Source organism: Desulfovibrio ferrophilus, from assembly GCF_003966735.1.
In the GTDB taxonomy this organism is placed as follows: Bacteria; Desulfobacterota; Desulfovibrionia; order Desulfovibrionales; family Desulfovibrionaceae; genus Desulfovibrio_Q; species Desulfovibrio_Q ferrophilus.
In genome coordinates, this window is the sequence record NZ_AP017378.1 from 2261278 (window position 1) to 2282338 (window position 21061).

Annotated in this window: 19 protein-coding genes; 3 read left to right on the forward strand and 16 right to left on the reverse strand. The window is 56.5% G+C overall.

What is annotated here, in order from left to right; genetic code table 11:
* Positions 1-2: 2 nt before the first annotated feature.
* From EL361_RS10530 to EL361_RS10555, 6 genes are all read right to left on the reverse strand, one after another.
* Positions 3-707, reverse strand: coding sequence for a FadR/GntR family transcriptional regulator (locus EL361_RS10530; protein ID WP_172961713.1), 705 nt, complete (start codon positions 705-707; stop codon positions 3-5).
* Positions 708-930: 223 nt separating this feature from the next.
* Positions 931-2685 carry a histone deacetylase family protein gene (locus EL361_RS10535; protein WP_126379277.1) on the reverse strand — a complete coding sequence of 585 codons (1755 nt, stop codon included), beginning with the start codon at positions 2683-2685 and terminating at the stop codon, positions 931-933.
* Between the two features lie 108 nt (positions 2686-2793).
* On the reverse strand, positions 2794-3741 hold the full coding sequence (locus EL361_RS10540) for a sensor domain-containing diguanylate cyclase (RefSeq protein ID WP_197723432.1): 948 nt from the start codon (positions 3739-3741) through the stop codon (positions 2794-2796).
* Positions 3742-3881: 140 nt separating this feature from the next.
* On the reverse strand, positions 3882-4460 hold the full coding sequence (locus EL361_RS10545; protein WP_232034925.1) for an HD domain-containing protein: 579 nt from the start codon (positions 4458-4460) through the stop codon (positions 3882-3884).
* 95 nt (positions 4461-4555) lie between these two features.
* The gene (gene argJ, locus EL361_RS10550; protein WP_126379281.1) at positions 4556-5734 is read right to left on the reverse strand and encodes a bifunctional glutamate N-acetyltransferase/amino-acid acetyltransferase ArgJ; all 1179 of its coding nucleotides are present in this window, start codon (positions 5732-5734) and stop codon (positions 4556-4558) included.
* A gap of 169 nt (positions 5735-5903) precedes the next feature.
* Positions 5904-6794: a LysR family transcriptional regulator gene (locus EL361_RS10555; protein ID WP_126379283.1), complete on the reverse strand. Its 891-nt coding sequence runs from the start codon at positions 6792-6794 to the stop codon at positions 5904-5906.
* A gap of 114 nt (positions 6795-6908) precedes the next feature.
* On the opposite strand from EL361_RS10555, the gene EL361_RS10560 reads away from it, so the two are divergent.
* Entirely contained in the window at positions 6909-7337 is a 429-nt protein-coding gene (locus EL361_RS10560; protein ID WP_172961714.1) for a PACE efflux transporter, read from the forward strand.
* Positions 7338-7748: 411 nt separating this feature from the next.
* Here EL361_RS10560 and secA read toward each other — a convergent pair whose 3' ends face one another.
* A complete protein-coding gene (gene secA, locus EL361_RS10565; RefSeq protein WP_126379287.1) occupies positions 7749-10259 on the reverse strand; it encodes a preprotein translocase subunit SecA in 2511 nt (836 codons plus the stop codon).
* Between the two features lie 37 nt (positions 10260-10296).
* Positions 10297-11502, reverse strand: coding sequence for a (Fe-S)-binding protein (locus EL361_RS10570; RefSeq protein ID WP_126379289.1), 1206 nt, complete (start codon positions 11500-11502; stop codon positions 10297-10299).
* Between the two features lie 156 nt (positions 11503-11658).
* Here EL361_RS10570 and EL361_RS10575 point away from each other — a divergent pair, with 156 nt between their 5' ends.
* Entirely contained in the window at positions 11659-12540 is an 882-nt protein-coding gene (locus tag EL361_RS10575) for a DMT family transporter (protein WP_126379291.1), read from the forward strand.
* A 104-nt stretch (positions 12541-12644) separates the two neighbouring features.
* The gene (locus EL361_RS10580; RefSeq protein WP_126379293.1) at positions 12645-14987 is read left to right on the forward strand and encodes a PAS domain S-box protein; all 2343 of its coding nucleotides are present in this window, start codon (positions 12645-12647) and stop codon (positions 14985-14987) included.
* Between the two features lie 48 nt (positions 14988-15035).
* On the opposite strand, the gene EL361_RS10585 is transcribed toward EL361_RS10580, so the two are convergent.
* From EL361_RS10585 to EL361_RS10620, 8 genes are all read right to left on the reverse strand, one after another.
* Positions 15036-15470, reverse strand: coding sequence for a hypothetical protein (locus tag EL361_RS10585; RefSeq protein ID WP_126379295.1), 435 nt, complete (start codon positions 15468-15470; stop codon positions 15036-15038).
* A 16-nt stretch (positions 15471-15486) separates the two neighbouring features.
* Positions 15487-15933 carry a hypothetical protein gene (locus tag EL361_RS10590; RefSeq protein WP_126379297.1) on the reverse strand — a complete coding sequence of 149 codons (447 nt, stop codon included), beginning with the start codon at positions 15931-15933 and terminating at the stop codon, positions 15487-15489.
* 136 nt (positions 15934-16069) lie between these two features.
* Positions 16070-16510, reverse strand: coding sequence for a hypothetical protein (locus EL361_RS10595; protein WP_126379299.1), 441 nt, complete (start codon positions 16508-16510; stop codon positions 16070-16072).
* Between the two features lie 10 nt (positions 16511-16520).
* Entirely contained in the window at positions 16521-16964 is a 444-nt protein-coding gene (locus EL361_RS10600; RefSeq protein ID WP_126379301.1) for a hypothetical protein, read from the reverse strand.
* Positions 16965-17109: 145 nt separating this feature from the next.
* On the reverse strand, positions 17110-18486 hold the full coding sequence (locus EL361_RS10605; RefSeq protein ID WP_126379303.1) for an FAD-binding oxidoreductase: 1377 nt from the start codon (positions 18484-18486) through the stop codon (positions 17110-17112).
* A gap of 7 nt (positions 18487-18493) precedes the next feature.
* Positions 18494-18964 carry an SsrA-binding protein SmpB gene (smpB, locus tag EL361_RS10610; protein ID WP_126379305.1) on the reverse strand — a complete coding sequence of 157 codons (471 nt, stop codon included), beginning with the start codon at positions 18962-18964 and terminating at the stop codon, positions 18494-18496.
* Positions 18965-18968: 4 nt separating this feature from the next.
* Entirely contained in the window at positions 18969-20750 is a 1782-nt protein-coding gene (gene ptsP, locus EL361_RS10615) for a phosphoenolpyruvate--protein phosphotransferase (RefSeq protein ID WP_126379308.1), read from the reverse strand.
* A 3-nt stretch (positions 20751-20753) separates the two neighbouring features.
* The gene (locus tag EL361_RS10620; protein ID WP_126379310.1) at positions 20754-21050 is read right to left on the reverse strand and encodes an HPr family phosphocarrier protein; all 297 of its coding nucleotides are present in this window, start codon (positions 21048-21050) and stop codon (positions 20754-20756) included.
* Positions 21051-21061: the final 11 nt, after the last annotated feature.

The window sequence follows — 21061 nt, forward strand, 5'->3', positions numbered from 1 at the left end:
GTCTATTCCTCAGTACCGCAAATCAATTGTTCAAGCTCGCTCAAATGGCGCGCCATCTCCTTTGCGGCAAGATCCTGATCCCTGGCCTCGATGGCGTTAAGCACCCGCTTGTGGGACTCCAGTGAAGCACGGTCCCGCACGGGGCTATCGAACTGCTTGGCGCGAGGAACATCAAACAGACTTGCCAGGGATCTCACAGCCTCCACGGCCAGAGGATTGCCCGTGGCCTCCGCCACCAGACGGTGGAACTGCCTATCCTGCCTGCGACCTGTACCACCGGTCTCGATATCCAACTCCTGGCGCCGAACGGCTCCGCGCATTTGCTCCAGCTGCTCATCCGTGACGTTGACCACGGCCTTACGCACCATTTGTGGCTCAAGCATACGCCGAAATTCGAACACCTGGGACACCCGGGCGTTCTGCCCCTGAGCGGCCACCGCAAGACGCTTCAAAAGCGTCGCACCCGAGGCTGGCGCCAAAAAGGTACCGGCTCCACGACGGCTCTCCAGAATGCCCTGCTCGGCCAGGGCGCGTATGGCTTCGCGCACGGAACTGCGCGACAGGCCGAACTCATCGGCCAATTGCCGTTCGGGCGGCAACCGTCCGCCCGGCAATATCTCGCCAGACCGGACCAGATGCCGAATCCGTTCCACGGCCTTGGCAAACGCCGTCTCTCCCGTCATTCCAACATTATTCGCCGAATTCATCGTAATCTCCATCATGCTGCTGAACAAGCAATTGGTCTGACCAATACACCTACAGACTCTCTTCGTCAATTGGTCTGACCAATAAAACTGACGCGCTGTTTTCACTCTAAGTATTGAGAAATTAGCAGGTACAAATCATGATCAGTGGATATTTCCGACAAAGAGAAATCCCTGCAGACAATGAACTCGCATCCTCTGACGCAGTACCCGCGGGCAAATGAAATTACCGCCGAAGAGCTCGCGTTGCTCCCTCGTGGAGCCCCTGGAAAAAGCAACGGGCATTTATCCCCAGGGAGCGAATAAGATACCCCCCCTCCTGCACGACCAACGTCCGCAGCCCCAATTCGCCGATAAGGAGACCGTTGGCGGTGAAATCCCTGGCCTGCAGACTCCACGTGCCTGTGGGATCCCCCTTGGCCGGATCAAGACCCAAGGCCACGACGAGGAAGGTCGGATTGAAATCCTTGATCAACGCCAAAGCCCGTCGCAGGGTATTGCGATACTTCTCCCCATCAACACGTTCCAAAAGAGGGAAATTCCTGTTGTAGCCTTCACCGGCGCCCTGCCCGACCTCCTCGGAGAACCCGCTGAAATAGGGATAGGCGAAACGCGGATGCCCATGAATGGAAACGGTCAGCACATCCTTGCGATCATAAAAGATATTCTGCGTACCATTGCCATGGTGATAGTCGATATCCAGAACTGCAACGGTCCCGAGGGTAGAAAGACGATGAGCGGCGATGGAGGACGTATTGAAGTAACAGAACCCGCCAAAAGCCTTGCGCTCCGCATGGTGCCCCGGAGGGCGGACCAGAGCGTAGGCAGCCCTGCGCCCCCCCAGAAGTTCGTCAGCTGCTGTCAGACCACAGTCAACGGCCCTTTTAGCGGCCTTCCAGGCATTGGCATTGAGCGGAGTGAACGTGTCCATGCAGTAGTACCCCGCCCGAACGGGCAGTTCGCGCGGAGGTCGCGAGGCGTTTCGGATGGGAAAGACATAGGGATAGATGGATTTGTCGTCGGGCAGTTTGGCGCAGACCCGCTTCAGGTAATTCACGTAATCCTTGTCGTGAACAGCCATGATCGCTGACTCCGGATAATGGCGGACCCTTGATTCCACGAAAAGATCGGACTTGATCAGTTCCTTGTGGATCTTGGGAATACGGACGGGTGCTTCCACGTAGCCCCGCTCGCGCACATGATGAATGTCGTGTTTGTCGTTCATGACCAGCGCGATGCGCTTGTCCTGACTGAGGCGCGAGATGGCTGATGCCTCGATTTCGGCCTGAATGCCGTAGCGTGCGGGCCTGAGTTCCAACTCGCTTTTGGTGAAGGATTCGACGACCTTGTCCGTATATTCCTGCGGGCAGATTCCATGGTACTTTCGAGTCAGAATCGCACGGACAATGGAACGAATCCGCTTGCGGGACAGATGCAGACTCCTGCCAAGGGAATCCACCACCAGATACGGTGGACAATCTCCTCCCGGAGTCAGGGGAGTCTCATAGGCGGTTCCGATGATCGGGCGTGCATTGTAACGCTCGTAGAACCTCAGGCGAGCCGCGTTTTCCTTGAGGGTTTCCGGCGATGCGCAGAGTGCTTTCTCATCGGGCAGGCACTCGAAGAACAGGGCCGTATCGCCCAGCGCCTGAGCCTCTTCACGGATTCGTTCATACAGAACCGAGCCAATTCCCCCGCCACCGTCACGCTGGCGCACGGAAATATAGTCTAGGTAACAGAACTCAAGGTCCGGGAAATGGCAGAGCAGAGCAAACCCGCGCAACTCCCCGCGGCCGTTTTCCGCCACAAAGAGAATGGTGCGATACTGCTTGAGAAATGGATTGGCGAGCAGAGCAGGCAGTTGCTCAACCTCGTGAGCAGGGATGTCCGAAAAACGCTCGCGCAGCAACTCCTGCACTTTGCCCACTGCCACGCGATCCATGGGAAGCCGAATATCGTAGATAGGACGGATTCTGAACATTTCGATGCCAAAAGCCCTAGCGGCTCAGGATAAGGTGAACGCCAAATTGGCTTGATCAGGCGCCTTATGCTCTCCTCACAGGATGATGGCAACAGAATTCATCAGGGTTCAGGAAAGAGTCACCCGGTTCCTGCCCCCCTGCTTGCTCGCGTACATGTTTTCATCTGCCCGGCGGATCAGGAAATCCATGGTCTCCCCCGCCCCGAGCACGGCCCCACCCATAGAGATGGTCACATTGATACGCTGCTCTTCGAGATCGAACCAGGAACGCTCAACGAACATCCTTGCACGTTCGGCGATGGTTCCCAGACCTTCCAGATCGGTATTGGGAATGATCAGCAGAAATTCTTCACCACCCCAGCGGCACGCCACATCCATCTCGCGCAGGGAGCCTTCCAGCGATCGGGCGACCATACTCAGCACCCTGTCGCCGATATCATGGCCATAGGTGTCATTCACCCGCTTGAAATGGTCGATATCACAGAAGACAACTCCGAAATTCACTTTGTGTTCCTTCTGCTCAACCATGCGGGCGTCCAGAGTCAGATTGGCGAACTTGCGATTGCCGATCTGGGTCAACTCGTCCAGATAAACCTCCTGACGCAACTGCTGCAGTTCCTTCAGTACATTCTTTCGTCTGGAAATATCATTGAAGACCTCCACCGCCCCGACCACTCCTCCCTGATCATCAAACACCGGTGCGGCCCGGACTGCGACGGGCACCCGATGTCCATCCTTGTGATGCAAAAAGACCTCGATTTCTCTGGTTCTGCCGTCCTGCAGGGTCTTCTTGAGCGGGCAACCATGATCGCAGAGTTCAGTCCCCATATCGTTGATATGCCTCAAGATACCATGCGAGCAGGACGAGCCCAGCACTTCAGAGCGGTCAAAGCCGGTGATGCGCTCCGCACTCTTGTTCCAATAGGTAATCGTGCGATCCCGATCCACGTAGTAGACCCCGTCGAACAGATTTTCGAGGAGCATGTCAGACAGAGCTAAGCCGCCACCGTTATCGCTCTTGGCAGAGCCCTTGGGGATATGATGTAGGTTTTCCATACTTGAATAGATACCAAACAGATCAAGACAGGACAATCCTTGTACCGCCAATTCTTCTGTTCTCACAACGCAAAAGCGCGGGATCTTACTCCCGCGCCTCATTTTATCAAATCACCAGACAACCAACGGTGCCAAGCGCACTACTTCTTGCCGTTCTTACGCTCCCACCAGGATTTGTCCGGCCCCAGATACCACCAATCGCTCTGGTCGGTGGTCGAGATACGCTGTGCCAATTCCTGGCCTTGCGGAGTACGCAGACGCTCCAGAGCACTTTCCATCCACTTGCCCGCATAGCGATTGCCCAGATCCAATTCCTCCTTGAGGTTCAGGATCAGGTCAATCTGATCTGCGTCCTGAGCCAATTGGGCTTCCAGAGAATCAGCACTCTCCAGCTCATCCCACATACCGAGAATCGGCTGGGACAGCCCTGTACCCGCAGTGGCATCCTTCAAGGCTTGAGTCCGCTTGGACTCGTTGTACATCTTGTTGACGTAGTTGAAATCTCCGGTGCGGGCCTCATGCAGATCATGAAACAGGCACAGCAGCGTGGTTCGCGACTCGTCCGCACCGGCCATATTCGCCAGCACATAGCCAATAACGGCGGTACGAAAGCTGTGTTCAGCCACGTTCTCCGAACCGGTGCCCAAAAACTGGTAGCCGGTGCGTGGAGTCTTGCGCAGCATGCCCACTTCAAACAAAAAATCCGCCAGTCGCTTCATCCGATCCTGATCCGGCTTGCCAGCGGCAATGTGCCCGCCACAGCCTGAATCATCACTTTGCTTGCAGCTCATGTGTTCCATTTATCCTTGAACCATCAGGTCCTGTAATCGGCATTGATGGTCACGTATTCATGGGTCAGATCCGAGGCCAGAAGGTAGGATTCCCCTTCTCCAGAGCCCAGGATCACCTTGATCTCGACATCCTGACGATCCAGGATCGGGGCGAACATGCTATCGATATCCATCGATATCGGCTGCCCATCCTTGAAAATCTCGATGGCCCCGATGCTGATGCTGACCTCATTGGGATCAAAATCAGCGCCGCTGCGTCCCAGTGCTGCGGCGATGCGACCCCAGTTGGGGTCCTTGCCGTACATGGCCGTCTTGACCAGCGGCGAGTTGCCAACGGCTCGTGCAGCCAGGTCGGCCTGGGCATCGTCCTTGGCTCCCACCACATCGATCTGCACGATCTTCGTGCCGCCCTCGGCATCCTGCACAATGAGGTAGGCCAGATCCTGACAGACATCGAGGACCGCAGCAGCCAGGGCTTCCTCGGCCCCTTCCAGGAACGTCACGCCCGAAGCGCCGTTGGCCAAGCCGTAGACCGTATCGTTGGTACTGGTATCCCCGTCCACGGTGACCCGGTTGAAGCTCTCCTGCACGGCCCAGCTGATGATACGCCGCCACAAGGCCGGATCAATGCCTGCATCGGTCAGGATCAGTCCAAGCAGGGTCGCCATGTTCGGACAGATCATGCCCGCGCCCTTGCACATGCCCAGCACACGGACTTCACGCCCGTCCACTTCAATGGAACGCCAGGCCAGCTTGGGGAAGGAGTCGGTGGTCATGATGGCCTTGGCCATATCCATGGGATCGGCCTTGCCGAAACTCTCGCGGACCTGCTCCATGGCTTCGGACCACTTGTCCATCTTCAACTGATCGCCGATGACCCCCGTGGAGGCCGGCAAAATATCATCTTCCTGAAGGCCCAGATTCTGAGCGATCAGTTCGCGGGTCACACGGCAGTTTTCCAGACCTTCATCGCCAGTGCAGGCATTGGCCTGCCCGGAATTGATCACCACGGCGCGAGCGGTTTCGGACTGTTCCAGCAGTTCACGGCCAGCCAGAACCGGTGCTGCCTGAAATTTGTTGGTGGTAAATACTCCTGCTGCAGCGGCAGGGACCTTGCTCTCAACCACACCGAGATCCAACCGACCGGGTTTTTTGAACCCGCCAGCGGCCACGGCAAATCTGTATCCTTGGGGTATCAACATCTTGTTCTCCTCATTGAAGCGCCACCCTACACTCGGCCCGAAGAGGTGTAAACGGTGCGGCCATCAGGTTCAAACAGTAGGCTACAGCTTCGTGCCCATGCCTTAGATTTGGGAAAATCATGTCCGGCCAGAAACGGCAAGATCATTTTTCAACTCTTGCCCTGAATCTTCATTCTTTCGCTGCCACGGCCCGTTCAAGCGCTTCTGCAAGCCAGCGCCCAGCCGCTCCCAGAGCTGAACCCGATGCGCGCAGCACGTAGACAGGATCAGCATGACCGGAAAAGACTCCGACCACAGGCAACACAACCAACCGTCCCGCACGAAGGTCGTCCTCAATGAGATGGTCGGCGACCATGCCCCAGCCGACACCCTGCAACAACAGGTCGCGGATCATGTACGACCCTTCGACCTTCCAGATGCGTGAACCAAACACCATCTCCTCAGGGGCTTTGTCACCCCCTCGGCTGGTAATCACCAACTGACGATGAGCGGCAAGGTCCGCGGCACTGACTTCGGTCAATGTCGCCAAGGGATGCGACGATCCGACCACAGGACTGAAACCCAACGCCCCGGCCAATCGATGTGGTACTTCCCGCGGGGGCGGCCCCACGGGAACAAGCATTCCCAAGTCAGCCCGACCCGACTGCACCATGCCCAACACGTCTCCCAGCACGCCATAGAGGATTTCCAGTTCCACACCAGGATAGCGCCGCCCAAACTCCACCAGCACCTCGAGCATCAACTCATGGGGCACCACCTCATCCACGGCAAGGCGAACCACTCCGCCTTCCCCATCTGCGCAGGCCCAGGCCCGGTCCCTGAGTTCGGCACAGCGCAACAAGATGGAACGAGCCTCGCGCAACAGAGTTTCTCCCTCCAGGGTCAGCAGCGGCAACTTGCCGCCACGGTCAAAGAGGGACACCCCGAGGTCGATCTCCAGATTGGCCACTGCGGTGCTCACGGCAGACTGGGCCTTGCCCAGATGCCGACCCGCAGCAGAGAATGAGCCTTCATCCGCAGCCGCCACAAAGGCTTCCAGTTGTTCCAGAGAAAATTGCATCCCTCTTTCTATCTAAACTATAGATAGAAGCCAACTTTAATTCATCACCAGAACAGATATTTCTTCTCGCGAAACAACGTCAATCCGAGGTACAGCCCTCTCTGGAGATTCCCCGTGAGAACCAAAACCGATCGCTTCCGCCATACCATCCTTTACGAACTGCTGCTCATTACCCTGGCTGTGCCCATACTGTCCTGGGCACTAGACCTGTCCCCCGGCAAACTCGGGGCTTACAGTGTTGCCATGAGCACTTTGGCCATGATCTGGAACTATGCTTACAACCTGAGCTTCGATCATTTGCTGCTGCACCAGGGAAAGCCCCTGTATCCGCGAGGCTTCTTTCTGCGGCTTCTGCACAGCCTGGGCTTTGAGGGCAGCTTCCTGCTGGTCTGCGTGCCTGCGGGCATGTGGTGGCTGGGCTATGACCTGCTGACCGCCCTGACCGTCAATCTGAGCTTCATTCTGGTTGTGCCCATCTACACCATGGGCTTCAACTGGCTCTATGACATGACCTTCCCCGTGGCAGAACCTGTTACGCACTAATCTCGCAACAACTGACCTTCCCAATAGCAAAGCCCCTGATCGACTCCACGGTCAGGGGCTTTGTCACTGTCTGACAAAAAAAAGACCTCGCGTACGCAACATACACGAGGTCTGGATTAATTCTTAAAACAATGAAGCAGATGGTCGTCACCTGATCCAGCAGGCTGTTCAAAAATGTGTGAGCGAGGCGCCAGAGATAATCAGGGCCGACGCATATTAAAACATATGCGAAAGTTTGACTGTCCTGAAACAACGAAGCAGGCAGGCGTTTTTCAACAGCCTGCCCTCGGGCGCTCAAAAGCGTTTGAGCGCTAGAAATAAGGCGCGGCCGAGACCGACGTGTATCTAAACATACACGAGGGTTCGACCGCGCCGAAATGACACCGCGAACATGCGCTTTTCAGCGCCCGACTAGGCGCCGCAGCACTTCTTGTATTTCTTACCCGAACCACAAGGACAGGGATCGTTGCGCCCCACTTTGGGCGCTTCGCGACGGACGGTTTCGGGCTTCTTGGCTTCACCCCCGCCCTGCATCTTCACGTCCTTGGTCGTATCCTTGTGCTGGAAGTCATCCTCGGCCACCTCGGTCTTCAGACGCAGGCGGCACAGGGCACGCAAGGTATTCTCCTTGATCCGCTCCAGCATCTCCTGGAACATCTCGAACCCTTCACGCTTGTATTCCTGCTTGGGGTCTTTCTGACCATAGCCGCGCAGGCCAATGCCTTCGCGCAGATGATCCATGTTCAGCAGATGTTCCTTCCAGTTCCGATCCAGGCTTTCCAGCAGGAAGAACCGCAGAATTTCGTTGTAGATATCCGGGGCTCCGGCCTTCAACGATTCAAACTTGCCGAGGATCACACCGCGCGCATCGTCCACGGAAGGCAGGTTCTCCTTGAGTTCCTGGGCCGGGGCGTAGTTGAATATTTCCTCCATTTTGGCGGCAGCATATTCAATATCCTCCTCGACAGGCTCCTTGGCAGTGGTCACCACGGTCAACAATCCATCAAGGAATTCCTCCACAAACTCATGAACCATCTCTTCCAGCTCAGCTTCCTCTGCGCCCATGATGTCACGGCGCTGGGAGTAGATCGCCTTGCGCTGCTGGTTCATGGTGTCATCAAAGTCCAGCAGCTGCTTGCGAATATCGAAGTTGTGTCCCTCAACCCGCTTCTGGGCATTCTCGATGGCTCTGGAGACCATCTTGTTCTCGATGGCATCGTCCTCATCCAGGCCCAAGCGCTCCATGATGCTCGCGATACGGTCGGAACCGAACAGACGCATCAATTCATCGTCCAAGGCCAGATAGAAACGGGATTCACCGGGGTCACCCTGACGCCCGGAACGACCACGCAACTGGTTGTCGATGCGTCGGGATTCGTGGCGCTCGGTTCCAAGGATATACAATCCACCCAAGGCCTTGGTCTCTTCGTCCAGCTTGATGTCCGTACCACGGCCCGCCATGTTGGTGGCAATGGTAACCTTGCCGCGCAGGCCTGCATCGGCCACGATCTCGGCTTCCTTGTCGTGCTGCTTGGCATTCAGGACGCTGTGCGGAACCCGACGTTTGGTGAGCATCTTCGAAATCAGCTCGGACTTGTCGATGGTCACGGTACCCACAAGTACGGGCTGCCCCTTCTTGTGCAACCGTGCGACCTCCTCGACAATGGCCCGGTACTTGGCCTCCTGATTCTTGTAGACCAGGTCGGGCTGATCCAAACGGACCATATCCATATTGGTGGGGATGACCAAAACTTCCAGTCCATAAATCTGACTGAATTCCACAGCCTCGGTATCCGCCGTACCGGTCATGCCCGAGAGCTTGTTGTACATGCGGAAGAAGTTCTGGAAGGTGATGGAGGCCAGGGTCTGGTTCTCGGCCTCGACCTTGACATGTTCCTTGGCTTCCAGGGCTTGATGCAGGCCATCCGAGAAACGGCGACCAGGCATGAGGCGACCTGTGAATTCATCGACGATGACGACCTGGCCGTCCTTGACGATATAATCGTCGTCACGCTGGAAGAGCTTGTGGGCCTTCAAGGCCTGAAGCACATGGTGCTGCAAGGTGATGTTGGCAGGATCAAACAGGTTGTCGATCTGCAGGATTTCCTCGCAACGGGCCACACCTTCGTCAGTGAGCATCACGGATTTGGCCTTCTCATCCACCGTGAAATCGGTATCGGCCTGGAGCTTGGGCACAATGCTGTTCATCTGGGAATACATGCCCACCGAGGATTCGGCCTGGCCGGAGATGATCAGCGGAGTCCGCGCTTCGTCGATGAGGATGGAGTCAACTTCGTCAACGATGCAGTAGTGCAGGGGACGCTGCACCAGCTGATCGAGGTAGAATTTCATGTTGTCGCGCAGATAGTCGAACCCGAATTCGTTGTTGGTTCCGTAGGTGATATCCGCGCCGTAAGCGGCCTTGCGCTGCTCGTCATCCATGCCATGCACGATAACGCCCGTGGTCAGCCCCAGGAACGAGTACAGCTGCCCCATCCACTCGGCATCACGCTTGGCCAGATAGTCGTTGACCGTGACCACATGTGCGCCCTTGCCTTCCAGGGCGTTGAGCACCACGGGCAGGGTCGCGACCAGGGTCTTGCCTTCACCGGTTCGCATCTCGGTGATCTTGCCTTGATGCAACACCGCGCCGCCGATGAGCTGCACGTCGAAGTGCCGCATGTTCAAGGCACGGCGTCCGGCCTCGCGAACCAGTGCAAAAACCTCAGGCAGCAAGTCGTCCAGGCTGCGCCCGCCTTCCACCTGCTGCTTATAATCGGCAATGCGGGTAGGAAAATCTTCATCAGCGAGCTTGCGCATTTCGCCTTCCAGGCCGCCGATCTTGTCCACCAGGGGATCCAACTTCTTGAGGTAGCGTTCATTCTTGGTGCCGAAAAGCTTCCGGCTGATGGAGCTCAGCATCGAGTTCTCCTGGTTGGTATTCGTTGCGAACCGCCCCTTACGGGGTCGGCGTCTCAATGTATTGAAGGAGGTCCAGCCAATGCCCCACACATACCCCTTCGGGGGCTGTGGAAGCCAACTGCAACCAGCAGCCGCTGCATCCGGTGATCACCTGATCTCCGGGAGCGGGCCGCATGCTTTCCCATAAATTTCCAGCGACTTGCGAGGATAAACCGGGAGCTGCCATCTGCAGCACTCCGCCCATCCCGCAGCAGGCTTTACCGTCCACAGGGGCCAATCGCTCCCCAACGGCCTTTGTCATCCAGGCCCTGTCCGGGTCCGGTTCGGGGGCGTGGCAGGGCTGGTGATAATGCACCTGCTCAGGGGCCGCATCGACCACACCAAATCGCCCGCAAGCCACCAATTCGGAAAGTGGCACCAGAGCCTTGGTCCAGACCTCGACCTCGCCGTCTTCGAACTCCAGTCCATTAAGATCCATATACGACGCCAAACCATGATGGCAGGAGGCGCAATAGGTGACGATGGATGGCCGCCCGGCCTCACGCCAGGCACGGACATTGGTCCGGGCCGCCTCGCGCTGCCGTTCAAGGAGCCCTGCGTGGCCCAAAGTCCCGCCACAGCAAGCCCAATCCGGGGCATCCTGCACCTGGGCTCCAAGCCTGTTTAACAGGGAGAGGGCCTTGTCTGTCCAGTCAGTGCGAACACTTCGAGCCAGACAGCCCGGGAAAAGTACGATCTTCGGGGCCTGAGGGCAAGCATCGAAGCTCTCTGCAGCAATCCAGGGGACAAGCTCCCCGCCCAGGCCCATGGTCGCAAGCTTGGAAGCCAGTCCGGCTGCCACACCATCCGATCTGCCCGGGAGCTTGCCTTTCAAGACATTTCCCAGTTTGGCGGCGGCGGGCCAGAGCAGGCCAGAGCGTTCGACCCAGGTCTTCCACAACCAGCGCTGAAAGCCCGGATGCTTGGCCCGCAAACGCGACACCTCGGCCGGAACATCAGTTCCCTGGGGGCAGGCCTTGGCACAGCGGCCACAGGTCAGACAGAGTGAAGCCAGCCGCTCGGCATCAGCCTCGGACAGCGTTTCCGGGGCTTCGGCAAGACGCGACAACAGCAGCAGCTTGCCCCGTGGCGAAAATTCCTCGCGCCCCGTGGCAGCCAACAGCGGGCAAACCTCCAGGCATTTGCCACAGAGAATACACTGTGGCTTTTGCTTCTCGTCTGTGATGTCGTTGTCTTGCTGCATGCAGATACGTTCCCGGCCTACGCCGGGAGTACGATAAGTACGGACCTCGCCTGCGTCAATGCCGACGACAAGAAACGAATAGACAGAGAAACGCGGCGAAGATAGAAAAAAGCCCCTGGTATGTCACCGGGTACTCTTCAGCCCAAACGGAACCCCATGAAGACCACAAGCCCGCTACTCGCCTATCTGGCACTGACCATGGCCTCCCTGCTCTGGGGTGGCTCGTTCATTGCCATGAAATACGCCCTTGCGACCTTTGATCCGATGATCATCATCTTTGGGCGAATGGCGCTGGGCTTTGCCGTCATGCTGCCCTTTGCAACCAGAATCCGACAGGGCTGCACCCCTCGGCCCGGCGACTTCAAATTCCTGGTATTCATGGCCCTGTGCGAACCATGCCTGTACTTCGTCTTCGAGGCCAATGCCCTGCAATACACCACGGCCTCCCAAGCTGGAATGATCACGGCCACGCTGCCGCTCATGGTTTCCATGGCTGCCATCCCCATCCTGAAAGAGAAAGTCAGCCCCGGTACCCTTTTCGGATTCGGGCTGGCCGTGGCGGGTGTGGTCTGGCTTTCAACCTCCGGCGTCGCCACGGAGGATGCCCCCAATCCGATGCTCGGCAACATCCTCGAAGTCCTGGCCATGGCCTCGGCCGTGGGCTACATCATCACTTCCAAGCACCTGTCCACTCGCTACAGCCCTCTGTATCTGACCATGTTCATGGCTGGTGCGGGAACGGTCTTTTTTCTACCGACCCTGCTACTGCCGGGCACCCATCTACCCACGTCATTCCCCACAGGACCATGCCTGGCCGTGGCCTTTCTGGGAATCGCCGTCACGCTGGGCGCCTTTTTCTGCTACAACTACGGGGTCAAATGCATCCCCACCAGTCAGGCAGCGGCCTTCATCAATCTGATTCCAGTTTTCACAGCGACCATGGGCTGGCTATTCCTGGGCGAAATATTCACTTATCAGCAGTTCGCGGCCTCCACTCTGGTTCTGGGTGGCGTGCTCATCAGCCAGCACAAAAAATGATCCTAAAATTCACCTGATTTCCCTGCTTTCATTTCCTATTCTCCTCATGCTATACAGGGGGACACACCCAATCCGCACCTGTCCGGGAAAGACTCCGCGGCACCATGAGAGACCAGAAGCAGAACAGATCGACATTCGGTGAACAGCGCCAGGGCCAACGCCCGAAATCAGGCAGCGACGATCTTCGCTATCGCGCCGTCTTTGCTCATATGGCTAGCGCCTTGGCTATCTGGGTCCCTTCCGACGACAACACCGATTTCATTCTGCGGGACATGAACCCCGCCTCCGAACGCCTCAACAGAATCAAACGCGAACAGGTCCTCGGCCATACACTCTCCGAGATATTGCCCAATGCGGAAAGCATCGGACTGCCCAGTGCCATCCATAGAGCCCTGAGCACCGGGGAGACCATCCACCTGCCGGCTCAACTGTACCAGGACGACAAACGATCCGGTTGGCGCAAGTACACTATTTTCGCATTGCCCTCCGGTGAAATTGTCACACTGATAGACGACGTCACCGAACGCAAACAGGCTGAGCTCAAGATGCGGGAGAACCTGGAGTTGTTCTCTCATATCTTCGAAGACGCCTTCATGACCATGCTGCTCATCGACCCGATGACAGGAAATATCGTGGAGGCCAACACCAAGGCCTGTGAGTTTTATGGCTATAGTCGTAGCAAGCTCAAAACACTAAACATTTCAGATATCAACACTCTACCAACAGAAGAACTCAAGCATCGTCTAACGCAAGTCCACACTCAAAAGCAGAACCTCTACAATTTCAAGCACCGACTTGCATCCGGCGAGGTACGCGAGGTTGAAGTCCACTCCGGGCCAGTCAAGATACTGGATCAGGAACTTCTGTTCTCCATCATCCACGACGTCACCGAGCGCAAACAGGCCAACGAAGCCCTGCGCCAGAGCGAAGCCGCACTTCGCAGCCTCATTCGATCCGCCCCTGTGGGTATCGGAGAAGTACGCGATCGCATCATCGGACAGGTCAACGACCACCTCTGCAGTCTGACCGGCTACTCGCCCGAAGAACTGAAAGGCCAAAGTGCACGCATCCTTTACCCCGATGAAGAAGAATTTTTAAGGGTCGCACGCATCAAGCATCCTCAGGTGCAACTCACGGGGCATGGCTCTCTGGAAACCATTTTCAGATGCAAGGACGGAGAACGACGCAATGTCATCCTCTCCTCATCCTGGAAAGATGATCAGCACCAGGACACTGGCATGATATTCACGGCTCTGGACATCACGGAGCGAAAAGAGGCCGAACGGGAACTGCGCAAGGCCCGTCGTGACCTGCATAATATCATCGATGCCATGCCCTCGGCCGTCTTCTGTGTTGACCTGCAAGGCAGAATCGTACTCTGGAACAGTGACGCCGCCCGATTGGCATGCAGCGACAATCTTGAAAACCGCCCTCTCACCAGTTCAGTCTCCGGCCTTTCCGAATTCGATGCCATGTTGCAGGAGACCATCCGAACCCGCGAGCCCATCTCCTGTAAGGCTCTGCCTATGGAAAGGGATGGCAAGCTCACCTTCTGGGACATGCTGCTCTATCCCCTGCCCGAAGGCGGCACCGATGGCGCGGCAGTCCGTCTGGACGAGGTCACCGATCGCATCCATCTTGAAGAAATCATGATCCAGTCCGAGAAAATGCTCTCCCTGGGAGGGCTTGCTGCAGGCATGGCCCATGAAATCAACAATCCATTGGGCGGTATCCTTCAGGGTGCACAAAATATCATTCGCCGATTCGATTCTACACTGCCCGCCAACGTCAATGCCGCCGAAGAACTGGGGTTGTCGCTGGAGGCCATGCGGGAATACATGAGCCGCCGCAGTATTTTCAATATGCTGTCTGGGATCAGAGACTCTGGAGAACGGGCGGCACAGATTGTCGCCAACATGCTCGACTTCAGCCGCACCAGCAATTCACGCCGGGCGCTCGTCGATATCACCGATTGCATCGAGAAGACGCTGGATCTTGCGGCCAATGACTATGACCTCAAGAAAAAATACGACTTCAGAGATATCGAAATCGTACGTGATTTTGAAGAATTACCGCCTGTTCCCTGCACGGAGACTGAAATACAACAGGTGCTGCTCAATCTACTGGTTAATGCGGCCCACGCAATGGCACCGTCATCCGACCATCCCGCCCCAAAACTCATTCTGCGCATCAGACGCAAGTCAGCACTGGCGATGATCAGTGTTGAAGACAATGGGACAGGGATCGATCCTGCGCACAAAAATCGAATCTTCGAACCGTTTTATACCACCAAGGACCCCGGCGAGGGCACAGGGCTAGGCCTTTCCGTGGCCTACTTCATCATCACCCGCAACCACCGGGGCACGATTTCCGTGGACTCCGCTCCAGGACAGGGAGCCCGCTTCACCATCACCCTGCCTTTGAAAACCGACGAATTCGGAACATAAAAAAAAGCGCCGCAAGGCGCTTTATTCATACTGAATTCATAAAAACGATCAGGAACGGACCTTGGATTTCGCCAAAGACAATTCAGCAGATGTAATCACATCCATCATCACCAGAATCTCGCCCAGATCATAAGGACTTTGGGAATCATCCTTGAACTTCTCAGCCTTGTCGAGATCGGCCTGGGAAATAATCTTGGAGGTCAGCAAAAAGTCCTCGGGGGTCTCAAAATCATCACCGCCCAACGAAGGCGCCCCACTCCGCGCGCTCATCACAGACACACGCTCACGGACCAATTCATCCTCTTCTTCCTTCAAACGATCCCGCTCGGCGGTCTTGTCTTCAATCATCACTACGATCCGGGCAATTTCCTGACGCAGACGGAGTGCCTCGTCCCCGTAGGCCTTGGTCATCCTGATGTAGAGCACGGGCGATGCCAACAACACCAACCCGAGGATAAGATAGATATAGATGGTCATTGTCATTGGGCATTCACCTCGTTCACAATACTTCCTGAGTGGCAATTTCCATGTCTTCAGGCGAAACAATTCCCAAAATGACCAACGCTTCTTCAACACTGGACCCGCTCTTGGTTTCCTCAAGATGTGCGGTCACACGCAGCAGGTCACTGTCGGTCACCTTACCCATGGACATGAGGACACCCACAATATCCTGCCGGGGAGCATCGCTCTGGGCTGCAGCCTTTTTCTCCTGCTCAATAGCCACGCGCAGAGCCTGAACATCCTTGCGGATCAGGTCCACCCGGCCCTGCCTGAGCAGGACATCCTTCTGAATGGACAGGAGATCCTTCTCCAAGCCCTTCAAATCGCCCAGCATACCGCGAATTTCATGGTTCAGCTTACGGCGCTTGTTCAACACAAGTCCACCCAACACAATGAAATACGCAAGCAGAATAACGCACACCAGTGCTACGGTCTGTATATCCACTTACGGCCTCTCATAATTGACAAGTCTTACCAGAAAATACGCAAAGTGACGATACAAGGCAATCGACATTCAAGTCGTCTGTTCTCAGGCACAAAAAAAGCGCCCCAAGGCGCCCCGCGCAACGGCCATGCCTTCCTCAGTCTCTGACCTTGGACTTGGCAAAAGACAATTCAGCTGGCGAGATCGTATCCATCATCACGAGAATCTCACCCAAATTATATGGACTTTTCGAACCCTGTTTGAACTTTTGGGCCTTTTGGATGTCCTCGGCCGTGATCGTACCCACTGACAGCAGATACGCCTCCGGGTTCTTGTACTTTCGCCCTCCGGCGCTCCCCAGCGTTGGCAACGAAGGATCAACTTCGATTAACGACAACTTCTGCTTGTTCAACTCATCCTCCTGAGCCACAAGCCCGGCCACCTCGAAATCCAATTCCTCCTTGGTCACCGTCAATTGCGCAACCTGATGTTCCAGGCGCCGGACCTCATCGGCATAGGCTCTGGTCATACGGCAATAATACACGGGGCAGGTCACGAGCAGAATCAGCCCAATAATAGAAAGGTAGACCATCATCATGCCGATATCCTCACATGGCCTCTTGGGCTGCGCTGTCCATATCCTCAGGACGCACAAGCCCCAGAATCATCAAGGCTTCTTCGACCGTTGAACCGCTCTTGGTATTTTCCAGATAAGTTCTGGCGCGCAGCACATCCTCGGCCGTGATCTTGCCCATGTACTGCAACGCTTCAACGATGGTTCGGCTGGGGACATCACCAGCTGCGGCGGCAGCGCGCTCCCGTTCCTTGGCAAGCTCCAGACTCTCGATCTCCTTTTCAAGATTGGAGACCCGAACCTCTCGGATCAGCATATCCGCCTTGAGATCCTTGATCCCGTTTTCAAGATCAAAGCTCTGATGACGCAATGAACGGATGACACGCAAGTAATTGGTACGGACGTTACGAACGATACCCCCAAAGACAAGGGCAAATATCAATAACACGACACATGCGAGAACAGCGGTAAGTATCATGTTTCCCCCAAAACAACAGAACCAAATCAGCTACCGACCATCTACACCACTTGGGGGGAACAAATCAACAGGGAAAGCGTTTGCTCATGCAATATAAACACTTACAACAATATAAGGGGAAAGCAAGAGAAGGGACGGAAGTAAATTAGTAGCCTTTACCAGGGTTTAGTATCCCTTTGAAATCAAATACTTTTTTAATATAATGCATAATCTCGGATTCCAGGGGAGACAGCTGCTTTCCCAGATGCGCGTACTTGGTCAGCCCGACGCCGTGCTCACCGGACATGGTCCCCCCAAGGGACAATACCAGTTCCACCACCTGGCTCTTGACCTGGAGGGCACGGTCGCCCTCGCCTGCGGCTTTGTCATGCATGACATTGACGTGCAGATTGCCATCACCAAGATGACCAAAGACCAACACCGTCAGACCGGCCTCGGTGGCAATTTTGCGAATACCGTCCACAGCGTTGCGCACCTTGCTGCGGGGCACGGTGATATCGTCAGACAATTTATCCGGAGCAACCTTGAACGAGGCAGGATTGATCAACCGGCGTACCTCCCACAAAGGCTCCTCTTCGCGCGCCCCCAAACCGCGGAGCAAAAACGAAGGCGAGGCCGAACGGACCACCTGCTCCAATCGATCTAGATCAGCAGCCAACGCCTTGCGGCCACCATCCAGGCGCAGCAACAATGCCGCGCCCGTGCCCTCGGGCCAGGGGACTTCTCCGACCTTGGCAACAGCCTTCAGAACGTCGCGTTCCATGAACTCCATGGCTGCGGGCAGAATCCCGGCCGCAAAGATGTCCCGTGCGGCACCCAAGGCACCATCCGTGTCCGGCCACCCGGCCAGAACCGAGGCCGTGGCCTCGGGCTTGGGCAGAAGTTTCAGGGTAATTTCCGTCAACAGACCAAGCGTGCCCTCGGAGCCCACGAACAATCGTGCCAGGTCAAGCCCGACCACATTCTTGTGGTTACGCCCACCGGTGTACAGAACGCGCCCACCGGGCAGCACCGCCCGTACTCCAAGCACGTAGTCACGGGTCACTCCGTATTTAACGGCGCGCATGCCCCCCGCGCAGGTGGCCACATTGCCGCCAATGGTCGAAATCCGAACACTGGCCGGATCGGGCGGATACATCAGCCCATGCCGGTCCAATTCCTTCTGGAGATCGGCAGTCACCACCCCCGGCTGGACCACAGCCACAAAATCCTGCGCATCGATCTCCAGAATGCGATTCATGCGCAGGGTGGAGACAACCACTCCGCCACCACGCGGCACGCACGCGCCCACCACGTTGGTTCCACGCGCTCGGGGGAACAGGGGCATGCCCTCTTCCTGAGCCCAGGCCATCAGCCTGACCACCTGTTCCTCGCTCTCGGGCCGCACCACGGCCCAGGGGGCTTCGAACAGACGGCTGGCGTCCGCACCAAAGGCACAGGTCTCCTCGGGCACGGCAGTAAAGCCGTCACCCGGGAAGAGTTCGCCCAGAAATCGTGCTTGTGCTGGAGTCAGTCCGGACATGGAACTCCTACTTGTAGCGGGTCAGTTCCCGGGCCGTGTCACGCGCGATATCGCGCTGCTTGATGTCGTCACGACGATCAAAGGTCTTTTTGCCCTTACCCAGAGCAATTTCAACCTTCACCTTGCCGCGCTTGAAGTACATTTTGGTAGGAACCAACGACAGCCCCTTCTGCTCTACTTTCGCAGCCAGAGAGTCGATCTCGCGCCGGTGCAGCAGCAACTGTCGTGGTCGTTCGGGCTCGTGCCCAAAATGGGTGGCAAACTCATAAGGGGCAATATGCACGCCCACCAGCCAGGCTCCGTTGGCATCAATCCTGACGTAACCGTCCTTGAAGCTGACCTTGGACTCGCGCAGGGATTTGACCTCGGACCCCATGAGAGCGATGCCAGCCTCCACCGTATCCAGAATTTCGTAATACCGGCGGGCATTCTTGTTGGTGGCGATAAGTTTGGTGCCGGATGTGCTTTTTTGACTCATATCGTTATACAAAGTCCTCATTGTCCAGAAGGGAGGAATAGAAAGCCAGTTCTTCGGGGAAGCGCTGGAAAATAGAATCCATGACCAGCTTGTTGATCTTGGTCACGGTGCGGCACTCCAGGACACGCCTCAGGAGCTCCTTGCATTCGTCCATGGTGGTCTGGCGAATGATGCGCTTGATGCCGGGAATGGCCTGTGGGTTCATGCTCAGGGAATCGATCTGCATCCCCATCAGGATGGGTACGCAGAACGGATCAGACGCGACCTCGCCGCACAGACTGACCTCGATACCACTCTGATGAGCCGCATCCACCACATGCTTGATGGAGCGCAGGATCGCCGGATGCAAAGGCTGATAAAGGTACGAAACATGCTTGTTCGTACGGTCGATACCCAGAGAATATTGAATCAGGTCATTGGTCCCGATGGAAAAGAAATCCACTTCCTTGGCCAGCAGCTCGGCAGTCATCACTGCCGAAGGCAACTCCACCATGATGCCCACGGGCAGCTCTTCGTTGAAGGGAATCCCCTCGTCGCGCAACTGGGCCTTGGCCTCGGCCAGCACACGGTTGGCCTCGCGCAACTCGCGCAGGCCGGAAATCATGGGATACATCATGGCCGTGTTGCCTGCCAAGCTGGCCCGCAGAATAGCGCGAATCTGAGACCTGAAAAGATCGCGGTGTTGCAGGCACAACCGGATGGAGCGCAGCCCCAGAGCCGGATTGCGCTCGTCGATGGCGCCAAATCCGGAAATGAATTTGTCCGCTCCCAGGTCCAGAGTACGGAAAACGACCTTGGCCGGAGACAGAATGCTTGCCAGATCCCGATACTCTTCGAACAGTTCATCCTCGGAGGGCAGGATCTCGCGATTCATGTAGGAATACTCAGTCCGGTACAGCCCAACGCCCTCTGCACCATGGTCCAGCACTGCCGCGACTTCCTCGAAAAGTTCAATATTGGCCTGCACCTGCACCCTGTAACCATCAATGGTCTCGGCAGGCAGATGGCAGTTGCGGACAATGGCTTTCTGATAGCCATCAAACTGGTCCTGAAGGGCAATATACTCGGCCAGCTCGTCCTCTTCAGGCTCCACCAGAATCCTGCCCTTCAGGGCATCGATGATCACGAATTCGCCGTCTTCGACGGTGTCCTCGAGATCCTTGACTCCCACGATGGATGGAATCTGCAACGATCGGGCAAGGATACCCGTGTGCGAAGTCTTGCCGCCTTCAGCCGTGGTGAAGGCCATGATCTTGTCCACTTCGAGCCCGGCGGTATCCGACGGAGCGAGGTCATGGGCCATCAGGATGATGCGACCTTCGATCTCCTGCATCTCATGGGACAGGCCCATCAGCTTGGACTGCACACGATCAGCCACCAGGCGCACATCCTGAATACGCTGACGAATGTAGTCGTCCTGGATGACAGCGAATCGCTTCTCCATCTCCTTGACGGCTTTCAGCAGCGCCCATTCAGCATTGATGCGCATGTCTTCGATATAACCGAAGGCCAGATTCCTGAGCTTGGGATCGCGCAGGATGGTGATGTGCGAATCGATGATCAGCCCGTGTTCCTTGAACTCGTTCGGCACCTGCCCACGTACGAGGTCCAGCTCTTCCACGGCCTGATCCATGGCCTGCTTCAGGCGCGATTTCTCGCCCTCCACAAAATGCTGAGCAATGGACTGACGCGGAATCCGTCCGTACAAGCGGCGATTCATGAACAGGGCTTTGCCAATGGCAATCCCCGAAGAGACCGGAATACCGGTCAGGACCTTTCTGGCCACTGGCTACCCCTCACCAAACCGGCTCTTGAACAGGCCGGTCAGAGCTTCTAACGCCTCACTGGCATCATCTCCACTTGCACGAATCTGCATCCGCCCTCCCTGCTGGGCCGCCAGAGTCAGGATATCCAGGATGCTCTTGGCATCCACTTCCTGATCGCCGGACACCAGAAAGATATCACAGTCGAAACGCTGCGCTTCCTGAGCCAGTTTGGCAGCCGGGCGCGCATGCAGCCCAAGCTCATTGCCGACGCGAACCTCGGCACTCAATGCTTTGCCTGGGGCAGTCCCCTGGTCGATCACGTGACCCCTCC